Annotated in this window: 14 protein-coding genes; 1 reads left to right on the top strand and 13 read right to left on the bottom strand. The window is 52.9% G+C overall.

Features of this window, described 5'->3' with window-relative positions; translation table 11 throughout:
• Positions 1-7 precede the first annotated feature (7 nt).
• The 12 genes from ACO0LH_RS24845 to ACO0LH_RS24790 form a co-directional block, all read right to left on the bottom strand.
• Positions 8-1630, bottom strand: coding sequence for a carboxyl transferase domain-containing protein (locus ACO0LH_RS24845; protein WP_422943830.1), 1623 nt, complete (start codon positions 1628-1630; stop codon positions 8-10).
• A gap of 10 nt (positions 1631-1640) precedes the next feature.
• The gene (locus tag ACO0LH_RS24840; RefSeq protein ID WP_422943829.1) at positions 1641-2024 is read right to left on the bottom strand and encodes a YchJ family protein; all 384 of its coding nucleotides are present in this window, start codon (positions 2022-2024) and stop codon (positions 1641-1643) included.
• A gap of 2 nt (positions 2025-2026) precedes the next feature.
• Complete coding sequence (locus ACO0LH_RS24835; RefSeq protein ID WP_422943828.1) at positions 2027-2422, bottom strand: rhodanese-like domain-containing protein; 396 nt, start codon at positions 2420-2422, stop codon at positions 2027-2029.
• Between the two features lie 31 nt (positions 2423-2453).
• Complete coding sequence (locus ACO0LH_RS24830) at positions 2454-3587, bottom strand: acyl-CoA dehydrogenase family protein (protein WP_422943827.1); 1134 nt, start codon at positions 3585-3587, stop codon at positions 2454-2456.
• A 49-nt stretch (positions 3588-3636) separates the two neighbouring features.
• A complete protein-coding gene (locus tag ACO0LH_RS24825; protein ID WP_422943826.1) occupies positions 3637-4305 on the bottom strand; it encodes an SDR family oxidoreductase in 669 nt (222 codons plus the stop codon).
• Between the two features lie 154 nt (positions 4306-4459).
• On the bottom strand, positions 4460-5641 hold the full coding sequence (locus ACO0LH_RS24820; protein WP_186955955.1) for an acetyl-CoA C-acetyltransferase: 1182 nt from the start codon (positions 5639-5641) through the stop codon (positions 4460-4462).
• 78 nt (positions 5642-5719) lie between these two features.
• The gene (gene aceK, locus ACO0LH_RS24815; protein WP_422943825.1) at positions 5720-7501 is read right to left on the bottom strand and encodes a bifunctional isocitrate dehydrogenase kinase/phosphatase; all 1782 of its coding nucleotides are present in this window, start codon (positions 7499-7501) and stop codon (positions 5720-5722) included.
• Between the two features lie 9 nt (positions 7502-7510).
• Positions 7511-8440, bottom strand: coding sequence for a pyridoxal-phosphate dependent enzyme (locus ACO0LH_RS24810; RefSeq protein WP_422943824.1), 930 nt, complete (start codon positions 8438-8440; stop codon positions 7511-7513).
• A gap of 44 nt (positions 8441-8484) precedes the next feature.
• On the bottom strand, positions 8485-9669 hold the full coding sequence (locus ACO0LH_RS24805) for an isovaleryl-CoA dehydrogenase (RefSeq protein WP_422943823.1): 1185 nt from the start codon (positions 9667-9669) through the stop codon (positions 8485-8487).
• 113 nt (positions 9670-9782) lie between these two features.
• The gene (locus ACO0LH_RS24800) at positions 9783-10244 is read right to left on the bottom strand and encodes a PaaI family thioesterase (RefSeq protein WP_422943822.1); all 462 of its coding nucleotides are present in this window, start codon (positions 10242-10244) and stop codon (positions 9783-9785) included.
• A gap of 120 nt (positions 10245-10364) precedes the next feature.
• Positions 10365-10679, bottom strand: coding sequence for a hypothetical protein (locus tag ACO0LH_RS24795; protein ID WP_422943821.1), 315 nt, complete (start codon positions 10677-10679; stop codon positions 10365-10367).
• A 44-nt stretch (positions 10680-10723) separates the two neighbouring features.
• Positions 10724-11119 carry a MerR family transcriptional regulator gene (locus ACO0LH_RS24790; RefSeq protein WP_422943820.1) on the bottom strand — a complete coding sequence of 132 codons (396 nt, stop codon included), beginning with the start codon at positions 11117-11119 and terminating at the stop codon, positions 10724-10726.
• A gap of 192 nt (positions 11120-11311) precedes the next feature.
• Between ACO0LH_RS24790 and ACO0LH_RS24785 the strand changes: the two genes are divergently transcribed.
• Positions 11312-12385 carry an MBL fold metallo-hydrolase gene (locus tag ACO0LH_RS24785; RefSeq protein ID WP_422943819.1) on the top strand — a complete coding sequence of 358 codons (1074 nt, stop codon included), beginning with the start codon at positions 11312-11314 and terminating at the stop codon, positions 12383-12385.
• A gap of 51 nt (positions 12386-12436) precedes the next feature.
• Here the strand turns inward: ACO0LH_RS24785 and ACO0LH_RS24780 are convergent, their stop codons facing one another.
• Entirely contained in the window at positions 12437-12784 is a 348-nt protein-coding gene (locus ACO0LH_RS24780; RefSeq protein WP_422943818.1) for a GFA family protein, read from the bottom strand.
• Between the last annotated feature and the right edge of the window lie 22 nt (positions 12785-12806).

Raw genomic sequence — 12806 nt, 5'->3', positions numbered from 1 at the left:
TTCCATCTTACATACGGAACACGCCAAACTTCACATCCGGTATCGGCGCATTCAATGCCGCTGATAAACCCAGGCCCAGGACCATGCGCGTATCGGCCGGGTCAATCACGCCATCATCCCACAGGCGCGCTGATGCATAATAGGGATGACCCTGATGTTCATACTGGTCTTTGATAGGTTGTTTGAAAGCGGTTTCTTCTTCGGCTGACCAGCTACCACCCTTGCCTTCTATGCCGTCACGCTTCACCGTTGCCAATACGCTGGCAGCCTGTTCGCCACCCATGACGCTGATGCGTGCGTTCGGCCACATCCACATGAAACGCGGTGAATAAGCACGTCCACACATGCCATAGTTGCCAGCACCAAAACTTCCGCCGATGATGACAGTGAACTTGGGCACATTGGCAGTGGCGACAGCCGTCACCATCTTGGCACCATTGCGGGCGATGCCTTCGTTTTCATATTTGCGGCCTACCATGAAACCGGTGATGTTTTGCAGGAAAACCAGCGGTATCTTGCGCTGGCAGCACAGCTCTATGAAATGCGCGCCCTTCAAGGCAGACTCAGAAAACAGGATGCCGTTATTGGCGATGATGCCGACCGGCATGCCGTGGATATGCGCAAAGCCACACACCAGTGTCGTGCCGTAGCGCGCCTTGAATTCATCGAAATGACTGCCATCGACGATGCGGGCAATTACTTCGCGCACATCGAAGGGCTTGCGCGTATCCACCGGTATCACGCCATACAATTCAGCTGCCGGGAATTTTGGTTCTTCAACTTCTTTCATGACCACGGTCTGGGGCTTCTGGCGGTTCAGATGCGAAACGATAGTACGTGCCAGCGACAGGGCATGCGTATCGTTTTGTGCCAGATGATCCACCACGCCAGACAGGCGCGTATGGACATCGCCACCGCCAAGGTCTTCAGCACTGACAACTTCACCGGTAGCCGCTTTCACCAGCGGCGGGCCACCGAGGAAAATCGTACCTTGGTTCTTGACGATGATCGATTCATCACTCATCGCCGGCACATAGGCACCACCGGCAGTACAGGACCCCATGACGACCGCAATTTGCGGTATGCCCTTGGCTGACATATTGGCCTGGTTAAAGAAGATGCGGCCAAAATGATCGCGGTCAGGAAAGACATCATCCTGGTTAGGCAAGTTCGCACCACCACTATCGACGAGGTAAATGCAAGGCAGATTGTTTTGTTCGGCAATTTCTTGCGCGCGTAAATGCTTCTTGACGGTCAAGGGGTAATAGGTACCGCCTTTGACGGTGGCGTCGTTACAGACGATGATGCACTCTTGCCCGGCGACACGGCCTATGCCGGTAATGACACCAGCAGACGGGGCGGCATCGACATCGTTTTTTTCCTTGTACATATCGTACGCAGCCAGCTGCGAAAATTCCAGGAAAGGCGTGCCGGCGTCGAGCAACATCTGCACGCGGTCACGCGGCAACAGTTTGCCACGCGCCAGATGTTTCTTGCGCGCCTCGTCACCGCCGCCGAGGGCGATTTTTGCGATTTTTTCTTTGAGGTCGTCAACGACGACCTGCATTGCTGCCGCATTGGTCTTGAACTCTTCAGAGCGGGAATTGAGTTTGGAATCTAAAGTTGTCATTATCTTTTTTTCACTTTTCAGGAAAACTGCCATCCACATAAAACCATTTGCCTTCATAACGTACAAAGCGGCTGATTTCATGCAGCCTGTGCGCCTTGCCACCTATCTTGTAACGGGCGACAAACTCTACCGTCGCCGCATCACCATCCGGCTTGAATTTCTTTACTTCCAGACCCAGCCATCTGGTTGGCTCATCATGTGTGATACGTTCTTTGGGACAAGTCCTTTCATCCCAGGTCGCCCGCAGATAAGCTTCATCATTAAGGGTATAGGCGCTATAACGCGAACGCATCAGCGCTTCTGCCGTCGCTGCCTGCGCTGCACCGCTGAGGAAAGGGCCACAGCATAATTCAAATTTCTTGTTCGAGCCACAAGGGCAAGCCTGACTGCTCATTATTACTTTTTACTTTCCTTGACAGCAACAGGTGCGCCGGCAGCCTTCCAGGCCGTAAAACCACCATCGATATGGGCGACATTTTCCAGCCCCATGTCTTGCACGGTCTTGGTAGTCAGCGCACTGCGCCAGCCTGCGGCACAAAACAGGATGAATTCTTTTTTCTCGCCAAATACAGGTTTGAAATAAGGCGAATCCGGATCAACCCAGAACTCTATCATGCCGCGTGGCGCATGATAGGCACCGGGGACGATGCCTTCGCGTTCCAACTCACGAATATCACGCACATCAATGAATTGCACATTGGCGTCTGTTAGTTTGGCTTGTGCATCGGCTACGCTGTAGGTCTTGATCTCGGCGTTGGCTTCATCGACCAACTGTTTATAACCTTTTTTCATGCTGTCTCCGTTATGTTGAAACTGAAACCACTCAGCCAGCCAATGCACGTCCAATCAAAATCTTCTGTATATCGGACGTACCTTCATATATTTGGCAAACCCGCACATCCCTGTAAATACGTTCTACCGGGAAATCGCTGACGTAGCCGTAGCCGCCATGGATTTGTATCGCATCCGAGCAGACTTTTTCTGCCATTTCAGAGGCAAACAGTTTTGCCATTGCTGCTTCTTTCAGACAGGGCTTGCCAGCGTCTTTCATGCTGGCGGCATGCCAGATCAACTGACGGGCGGCTTCTATCTGCGTCGCCATGTCAGCCAGTTTGAATTGGACGGACTGGTGTTCAAAGATAGGCTTGCCGAAACTGGTACGGTCTTTGGCATAGGCAAGTGCTGCTTCAAAAGCGGCGCGTGCCATGCCTACTGATTGCGAGGCGATGCCTATACGGCCACCTTCGAGGCCAGACAAGGCGATCTTGTAGCCCATGCCTTCATCACCGATCAGGTTTTCTGCCGGGATACGGCAATTTTCAAACAGGATTTGTGCTGTGTCGGATGAATGCTGGCCCATCTTTTGTTCCAGACTGGCGACGATATAGCCAGGCGTACTGGTCGGCACCCAGAAGGCGCTGATGCCCTTCTTGCCTGCTTCCTTATCCGTGACGGCCATGACGATGGCGACATCAGCATACTTGCCGCTGGTGATGAATTGCTTGACACCGTTGATGACGTAATGATCACCATCACGTTTTGCCGTCGTGCGCAATTCAGAGGCATCACTGCCTGCATGCGGTTCGGTCAGACAAAATGCGCCGAGCATGTCGCCTTGTGCCAGCGGTGTCAGCCATTGTTTTTTTTGCGCGTCATTGGCATACATCATGGCGATGCTGCACACCGGGCAATTGTTGACGGATACCACCGTGGAGGTACCGCCATCACCGGCAGCGATTTCTTCCAGCACCAGGGCCAGCGACAGGTAATCCATGCCTGCGCCACCAAACTCTTCCGGCACAGCGACACCGTAGGCCCCCATTTTCGCCAGTTCTTTCAATTCTTCAGCCGGAAAGTGATGTTCCTTGTCCCAGCGTGCGGCATTGGGCACAAGACGCTCTTGTGCAAAGCTGCGCACGGCGTCGCGTATCATTTCGTGTTCTGGTGTCAGTAACATAGTAAATTCTACCTAACTTCTTATATTTGTTCGCGGGATCGCCGGGGCATTACCAGCTCAGGCTGCTACCGTCATAATTCACAAACCTGCCATTGTCTGCATGCGTCAAAGACGCCAGCGTGTGGCGTATTCCCTTGACGCTTTCGCTGACCGTGATATCCGCGCCAGCGCCACCCATGTCAGTCTGTACCCAGCCAGGATGAAAACTCACGCATGCAGATTTTTCTGCTTCCAGGGATACATCTTTCAATATTGAGTTCAGCGCTGCCTTGCTGGCCCGGTATAACCAGCCATAAGAGTTTTGTCGCATGCTGATTGATCCCATGGTGGAAGAAATCACTGCCAGCTTGCCCGCAGCATTTTCCACCAATGGCAAAACCAGCGGCAGTATGCGCATCGCAGCAAGGACATTGGTCTGCATAACTGCATCAAACTCGGCTTGTGGCGGTGCAGTCAATGCTTCCGTGCGGGTGCCAAAAACACCGGCGTTCAGTATGGCCACATCAATCTTTTCACCATGAAGCCGCTCGCCAAGACCGGTGCAATCATCGAACCTGGTCACATCGAGTTGCAACGCTTCGCAGCCTGCTGATTTCAGAGCTGCCAGATGTTCTTCCTTGCGGGCAGTGGCAATGACACGCCAGCCTGCTGCCTTGTATTGCATGGCCAGTTCGTGGCCGATACCGCGTGATGCACCGATGATTAAAGCGACTGACATGGTTTTCCTTCGATTTACAAATTTGTGACCAGTGGTATTCTATAAGGTCGAGTAAGCGTAGCGAGCAGCGCAATATTGAGTTAAGAAGCGCTTCGTACTTAAGTACGACGAGCATCGCAGGCTCAAAAGTGCGCTGCGCTTAGCTTAATCGGCCTTATACCATTTCAATTGCCAAAGCCGTCCCCTCACCACCACCAATACAAAGCGAAGCCACGCCACGTTTCTTACCCTGCTTTTTCAAAGCACCCATCAGCGTAATGATGATACGCGCACCGGATGCACCAATAGGATGGCCAAGGGCGCAAGCGCCGCCATGGACATTGATCTTGTCATGCGGGATGCCCAGTTCTTTCATGGCTGCCATAGGCACGGTGGCAAAGGCTTCATTGATTTCAAACAGGTCAACATCGTCAGTCGTCCAGCCCAGTTTTTTGTACAGCTTCTGGATGGCGCCCACCGGCGCTGTCGTGAACCAGCCTGGTTCTTGCGCATTGCTGGCGTGGCCGAGGATTTTTGCGATCGGTGTCAGACCCAGTTCTTTGGCCTTGGATTCGCGCATCAAGACCAGCGCGGCAGCGCCGTCATTGATGGAAGAAGAAGAGGCAGCAGTAATGGTGCCGTCTTTTTTGAAGGCTGGTTTCAGCGCAGGGATTTTATCGAGCTTGGCTTTCAACGGGCCTTCATCCTTGTCGATGACAACATCACCGCCACGGCCAGATACAGTCACCGGGGCGATTTCCCATGCGAAGGAACCATCGGCAGTTGCTGCCTGCGCGCGCTTGACGGATGCAATCGCAAATGCGTCCTGCTCTTCACGGCTGAAGTTGTATTTGGCTGAGCAGTCTTCAGCAAAGGTGCCCATGGAGCGGCCCTTGTCATAGGCATCTTCGAGACCATCAAGCATCATGTGGTCATACATCATGCCGTGACCGATGCGGTAGCCGCCACGTGCCTTGGGGATCAGGTAAGGGGCATTGGTCATGGATTCCATGCCGCCAGAAACGATGACTTCATTGCTGCCTGCATTGATGGAATCAAAAGCCATCATGGTAGCCTTCATGGCCGAGCCGCACATCTTGGATAAAGTCACGGCACCAGTCGACACTGGCAAACCCGCAGCCAGCAAAGCCTGGCGCGCAGGGGCCTGGCCCTGGCCTGCCATCAGGCAGTTGCCAAACAAGACTTCTTCTACCAGTTCTGGCTTGACACCGGCGCGTTCAACGGCGGCCTTGATGGCAACTGCGCCGAGCTGGCTGGCTGTCAGGGAAGAAAAATCGCCCTGAAAAGCACCCATGGGGGTACGGGCTGCACCAACGATTACGATAGGATCATTCATCTTTTTCTCCAAAAAATATAAGCAGTTTCACTGCCTGGCTAATGACGGTATGCATGCAAATCACGGCATGCATGTGGTTTAACTTGTGCTTCTTTCCTGATTACAAAAGCGGATTTCCTGCGGGTAAGGGAAAACATCATCCACCTTGCCATCGACGATGCGCTTCTTGCGGGCCTGCCAGTATTCTGCGGTCAGCAAGTCAGCATGGTGTTTCATAAAATAGGTTTTGACGTTCTTGTTTCCCAGCAAAAAGGTACCAAACTGCTCTGGAAACACATCGTTCCTGGCGATCGGATACCAGGGTTCGGCTGCCATTTCGTCTTCTTCATTGCGTGGCAAAGGTATCTTGCGGAAATTACAGTCGGTGATGTATTCGATTTCATCATAGTCATAGAACACTACCCGGCCATGACGGGTCACGCCAAAATTCTTGTACAGCATGTCACCCGGGAAAATATTCGCGCCAACCAGGTCCTTGATGGCATTGCCGTACTCATGCAGGCCGTGCTCCATGGCGCTCATGTCGCCACGCTGCTCTGCTTCAGTCAGCCAGATATTCAGCGGTGTCATGCGCCGTTCTATGTACAGGTGCTTGATGACGACTTCATCATCGTTCACTTCGAGCAACGAGGGCGCATATTGCTTGATTTCGGCCAGCAGTTCTTCTGAAAAACGCGAGCGCGGGAAGGCCACATCGGAATATTCGAGCGTATCTGCCATGCGGCCTACGCGGTCATGGTTTTTCACCAGCAGGTATTTTTCCTTGATCAGGGCCTTGGTGGTTTCTTTCGGTGGCGGGAAGCTGTCCTTGATGAGTTTGAACACATACGGAAAAGATGGCAGTGCAAACACCAGCATCACCAGGCCACGTATGCCGGGTGCGGCTTCTATGCGGTCGGATGAATATTTGAGATGATGCAAAAAATCACGATAAAACAGGTTCTTGCCATGTTTTTGCAGGCCTATCATCGTATAGATTTCACTGCGCGGTTTTTTCGGCAAGATGCTGCGTATGAATTGTACATAGGCAGATGGCACTTCCATATCCACCATGAAATACGCGCGCGTAAAGGAGAACAGGATGGTGATCTGCATGGTGTCAAACAACACCGTGTCGAGTGCCAGTTCACCTTTGCGTTTATGCATGATGGGGATGATGAACGGATGCTCGCGATTGCCGTTGATGCCCTTGCCTATGATGTAGGCGGATTTGTTACGGTAGAACAGGCTGGCCAGCACCTGTATCTGGTGATTGGGTTCCAACTTGTCCGCGCCGAATTTTTCACGCAGACGTTCTTCTACCAGGGCCACATCCCTGTCGAGGTCTTCAAACCTGGTATTCAACTGGAAATTGGTGACGATGCGTTTGATCGTGAAGTTAAGACTGTCTGTGGCCGGATAATACACGCGGTAACTGGGCGGGGTATCTTCCCTTTCCAGGTATTCGGTCGATGTCGCTGGCCGCACAAAGATAAAATCATTGTGGAAATAATTCCTATGCAGCAGTTTGGTGCAGACGGTATTAAAAAAGGTTTCTGCCAGTTCAGGCCGCAGATGGTCAATCAGCATGCCCATGTAATGCAGTTTGACTTCACGCCAGACTTCATCACTGAGGTCTTCTTCTGCGTATTCATCTTCCAGCGCCTGCACACATTCACGTACGCGCGTGTCGTAATAGCCGATACGCTCACGGGCAGCCAGTTGGGCCGCGCGCCAGTCACCACTTTCGAAATGCTGCTTTGCGCCCTGACTGCTGGCACGAAACAAGCGGTAATGCTTGTCGAAGCCATCCAGTATCGTCCGCGCGATATCAAAGGCGATCTGGGATGACAGCAATTTCGGAAAGTGGGTGTTGGGCATGTTATAGGCTCAGCTTGGCTGAAACTGGGTTTTCCAAGCCTGTAGTTTACCCAAATCCACAGCAATACCGCCACAAACCACGATCAGCGGTTTTTTGAACGCTGCCAGTTCGGGTAAATTTTGGTAAGCGACAGCCAGCGCCGCGCCACAGGCAGGTTCAACCAGGGTACGCATATCGTCGGCAAAAGCCAGGCAAGCCTGTACCGCCTGCGCGTCAGTGACGGTGGTCGTCGTGATACGGTGTTGACGCGTCCAGTCCAGTGCCTGCTGGGCAACGCGCCGCGCGCCGAGGGTGCTGGCAATGGAGGTGATCGCTGGCAAGGTCACCAGTTCGCCTGCCTGCACAGAGGCATGCAGGGAAGCCGCACCTTCTGTCTCAACCGCAATGATGGGGATATGGGCAAGACCGTTTCTTTGCAGACCCAGCGCAATCCCGCTGAGCAGGCCGCCGCCACCGACTGAGCAGATCACCACGTCAAATTCATGTTTGCCTGCCACTTCATCGATCAGCGTCGCATTGCCATCCCAGATATCGGCATGGTCAAATGGCGGGATATATACGGCACCAGGCTGATCACAGAGGCGAAGTGCAGCCTGGTTGGTTTCATCCCAGACGCCGCCTTCGACGATGACTGTTGCACCGATGGCACGTATGGCTGCGCGTACGGTTTCATGCGTGGTTTGCGGCACTAGTATGGTGGTTTTGATGCCCAGGGCCACTCCCGCCACGGCAGCGGCAAAACCGGCATTACCACCGGAGGGGCAAACGAAATGTGTCGCCCCCTTAGCCGCAGCACGCTGACACATGACCCCTATGCCACGCAATTTGAAAGAACCTGAAGGCTGGGTATTTTCCATCTTCAGCCAGACCTGCTTGTCCAGGCTGGCTGAAAGGCCGCGATGCTCAAGCACGGGTGTCGCAATATGCAGATGTGTCATAAAAATAATTAATATGTAGGCCTGGCGTTTTCAGGCAAACTGGATTACCGGGTTTCAGCAAACAATTCACGACCAATCAGCATGCGGCGGATTTCGCTGGTGCCGGCGCCGATTTCATACAGCTTGGCATCGCGCCACAGACGGCCAACCGGGTATTCATTGATATAGCCGTTGCCACCCAGGGTTTGAATGGCTTCGCCTGCCATCCATGTGGCTTTTTCTGCTGAATACAAAATTGCACCGGCAGCATCCTTGCGCAGGGCGCGTACGGCTTCCGGTGTTTTGGCGCGGTCGCAAGCCTGGCCAACCGCATAGACATAGGCCTTGCAAGCCATCATGGTGGAATACATATCTGCCAGCTTGCCCTGCATCAATTGGAATTCACCGATAGGCTGGCCGAATTGCTTGCGGTCATGTACATAAGGCACGACTGCATCCATACAGGCCTGCATGATGCCCAGCGGGCCGCCGGACAAAACGGTGCGCTCAAAATCGAGACCGGACATCAGCACATTGACGCCCTTGCCCAAGCCACCGAGTACGTTTTCTGCCGGCACTTCGCAATCCTGGAACACCAGCTCACCGGTATGAGAACCGCGCATGCCGAGCTTGTCGAGCTTTTGCGCAATGCTGAAGCCTTTGTAACCCTTTTCGATGAGGAAGGCTGTCATGCCACGGGGGCCAGCTTCCAGGTCATTCTTGGCATAGACGACCAGCGTGTCGGCGTCAGGGCCATTGGTGATCCACATCTTGGTGCCATTCAAGACCCAGCGGTCACCCTTCCAGTCAGCACGCAATTTCATGCTGACAACGTCAGAACCGGCATTGGGCTCGGACATGGCGAGTGCACCTATATGTTCACCGCTGATGAGTTTTGGCAGGTATTTGGCTTTTTGTTCTTCCGTACCATTGCGCTTGATCTGGTTCACGCACAGATTGGAGTGGGCACCATACGACAGGCCGACAGAGGCAGAGGCACGGGAAATTTCTTCCATGGCAATGATATGGGCCAGATAGCCCATGTTGGCGCCACCGTATTCTTCACTGACGGTCACACCCAGGATGCCGAGGTCGCCCATCTTGCGCCACAAATCCATGGGGAACTGGTCACTGCGGTCGATCTCGGCAGCCCGGGGGGCGATTTCCACTGCGGCAAATTGCTGCACAGCTTCACGCAAAGCGGCGATATCTTCGCCATGATCAAAAGTCAAACCGGGTAAATGCAGCATGTCGTCCTCACACTTTTATCAAAATTTAAATTTCGTTGTTCTAAATGCGGCCAAGGGATATAGCTTAGTCCCATATGCCAACTTTGGTTATTGCTAATTTCAGCTAGCTTTCGCTAATTTTTATCCGCTGTGGTTTTTGGTATCACAAACAGGGTTTGTTGCATGATGGCGCAGAGTTTTTCCTGGCCTTCATGCACGACAAAGACTTCGGCACCAGCTACTACCAGGGTTTTGCCTGCCTTCAATACCTTCCCTCTGGCAATCAGGGTGTCGCCCAGACCTGGCGCAACAATATTGATCTTGTATTCGGCTGTTAAGCACTCACTCACCGGCATCAATAGTGTATTCGCTGCATAGCCGCCAGCGGCATCTGCAATCGTGCCAATCACGCCACCATGGAAATACCCGTGCTGCTGACTCACTGCCTGACCGAAAGGCAGGCTGATCTCACAGGCGCCCGGGCTCATGCTGGTCAGGCGCGCATTCCAGGCCATTAAAGCACCCTGGGAATTAAAACTTTCCAGCAGGCTCAAGGCCAGTTTGTGATCCAGCACAGGTATTGCCTGATTGCTCATAAAACCTCCATAACCACTGAAAAAACATCTCAGGCAAAAATAATACGTCCAATTGACGTTTACGTAAACGTCAATTGGACAATTTAACGCTTTTCGACCTTGCCGTTACCTGATGAGCAACTATTTGCTGTTAACATTAGAGCGGAAGAAGAAGCGGGAAACATTCCAGACAGCATATAAAAACGCCAGATAAAGTGCACTCAAGCCGTAAATGACCCCCATTTGATGATCATTCCGGCTATTGATTTCAAACAAAGTCTCGGCAAGCGTCTTGTGTGACAGGAAAACACCAAAAATCAATGTCAGCGACAGCAGGCACAGGCCAGTCAATATCAGGCGCACAGCGTTTCTTGTGGTAATTTTTTCTGGATAACGTGCCGCAAAAAACACAAAGCCGACAGAAAAAAATTGCAAGTTAAGAAGCAATTTAAGCATCTTCGCGATCCTTTCCAGTTGTAAGCATCAGGCAGGCAAAGCAATTATCCGGATTTACTGCCGGCCTGTTTCAACAAGCTCAGGCTTTTTTCTTCGTGGGCGCTGATTTCGGCCAGCATGATTTCTATATCTTCACGCTGTTGCTCCAGCGCTGCCCTGTGTCTTGCCAGCACCACCAGAAAACTCTGCAACTGCACTTCGGTATCCTTGGGTGAGCGATACATATCTACCAGGCTCTTGATATCCGACAGGCTCAAGCCCAGGCGCTTGCCGCGCAGGGTCAGTTTCAGATGGGTGCGTTCACGTGCTGTGTACACACGGTTGCGGCCACTTGGCCCTTCCCGGGTCGGGTTCAGCAAACCCTGGTCTTCATAGAATCGTATTGCGCGCGGGGTAATATCAAATTCGCGGGCAAGTTCGGTGATGGTGTAGGTAGCCATGATGAGGAAATAAAAACACAGAAACGATTTTCTGATTACAATTTGCAGCTTACAGTTAACGTAAACGTCAAACAGCCTGAAATCGCATTGTAGGGCATTACGGCGCTCACGTAGCTTTGTACCACCAGATTTTTAGCAAACCGGACGCCAGATGCAATATGGCATGCGTCCGGCATAACAACAGAGACCGCCATGAATTTACTGGAACAAGAACTTCACTACCCTTTTGGCGAGACCCTGCCTGAGAACGCCAAGACCATGGAAATTGCCCCGGGTGTGCTGTGGATACGCATGGGCCTGCCTTTTGCCCTGAACCATATCAATCTGTGGCTGCTGGAAGATGACGTGGAAACCGAAAACGGTCACGTGCATGGCTGGACGGTGGTGGATTGCGGCATTTCCAGCGATGCCACCATGGACGCATGGGAAATCCTGTTTGGCGACCTGCACAACCATATGCGTGGACTTCCCGTTGTGCGAGTGATTGCGACGCATTGCCACCCCGACCATATCGGTCTCGCAGACTGGCTGTGCAGCCGCTGGAAGGTACAGCTGTGGATGACGGCGGGCGAATATGCGTTTGCCCGCATGATGTCGGCCAGCTTGCCGGGTGCGGATGGCACGGCCATGTTCCCTCATTTTCGCAAACATGGTATGGTCGATCCCGCCATGCAGGAACAGATACAGGAACGCAAGACGCATTACACACGCATGGTGCCTGCCGTGCCAACTGCCTACCACCGCATGCAGGAAGGCATAGCTGTCATGATCCGGCAGCGCCGCTGGCAAGTCATCAGCGGCTTTGGTCATTCACCCGAGCATGCCTCGCTGTATTGCGCTGACCTCAATATTCTGATTTCAGGTGATATGCTGTTGCCACGCATTTCCACCAATGTGTCGGTGTTTGCGATAGAGCCGGAAGCCAATCCCGTGCAGCAATACCTGGATTCGCTGGAGAAATTCTTACCGCTGCCAGAAGATGTGCTGATCCTGCCTTCCCATGGCAAACCTTTCAAGGGTCTGCACACGCGCGTCAGGCAATTGCAGGATCATCACGCAGAACGCCTGGAAGAAGTGCAGGCTGCCTGTGCCGTGCCGCAATCGGCTGCGGACATCGTGCCCATCATGTTCCGCCGCCCGCTGGATGCGCACCAACTGACATTTGCCCTCGGCGAAGCACTGGCACATTTGCACAAGCTTTGGTATGACGGCGTATTGCGCAGGGAACTGGGTGACGATGGGGTGATACGCTTCGTGCAAAAATAGGGGATGCCTGTAAAGACCGGAGCCAATCCTGGTCTTTACAGACTCCTATTTTTATTTCGAGCGGCCATCGAAATGATGGACAGGAATAGCCGTAATATCGATGTCTTCAATACAGCGCAGATTGACGGCTGCCATGCGATTGCCTTTCGGATCTGCGCCTTCACCGTAGGGGTGCATGCCGCAGGTCGGGCAAAAGCGATGCGCTATCACATGCTTGTTGAAGGTATAGCTGCTGGCAGCATCTTCCGGCGTCAGCAGGTGCAGCTTGTCTCTTGGCACAAACCACAGCAAAGACCCTTTGCGCGAACAAATCGAACAATTACATTCCAGCGCGCTATCGATATCGCCTTCGACTTCAAACGCGACCTTGCCGCAGTGACAGCTACCTTTGTAGTTCATCTGGTATCTCCTCTGTTGTTCT

The sequence above is a fragment of the Undibacterium sp. TJN19 genome (assembly GCF_049339485.1).
Classification (GTDB): domain Bacteria; phylum Pseudomonadota; class Gammaproteobacteria; order Burkholderiales; family Burkholderiaceae_D; genus Undibacterium.
Note: the sequence above shows the minus strand (reverse complement) of the source record. Positions and strands in the feature narration are given on the sequence as shown.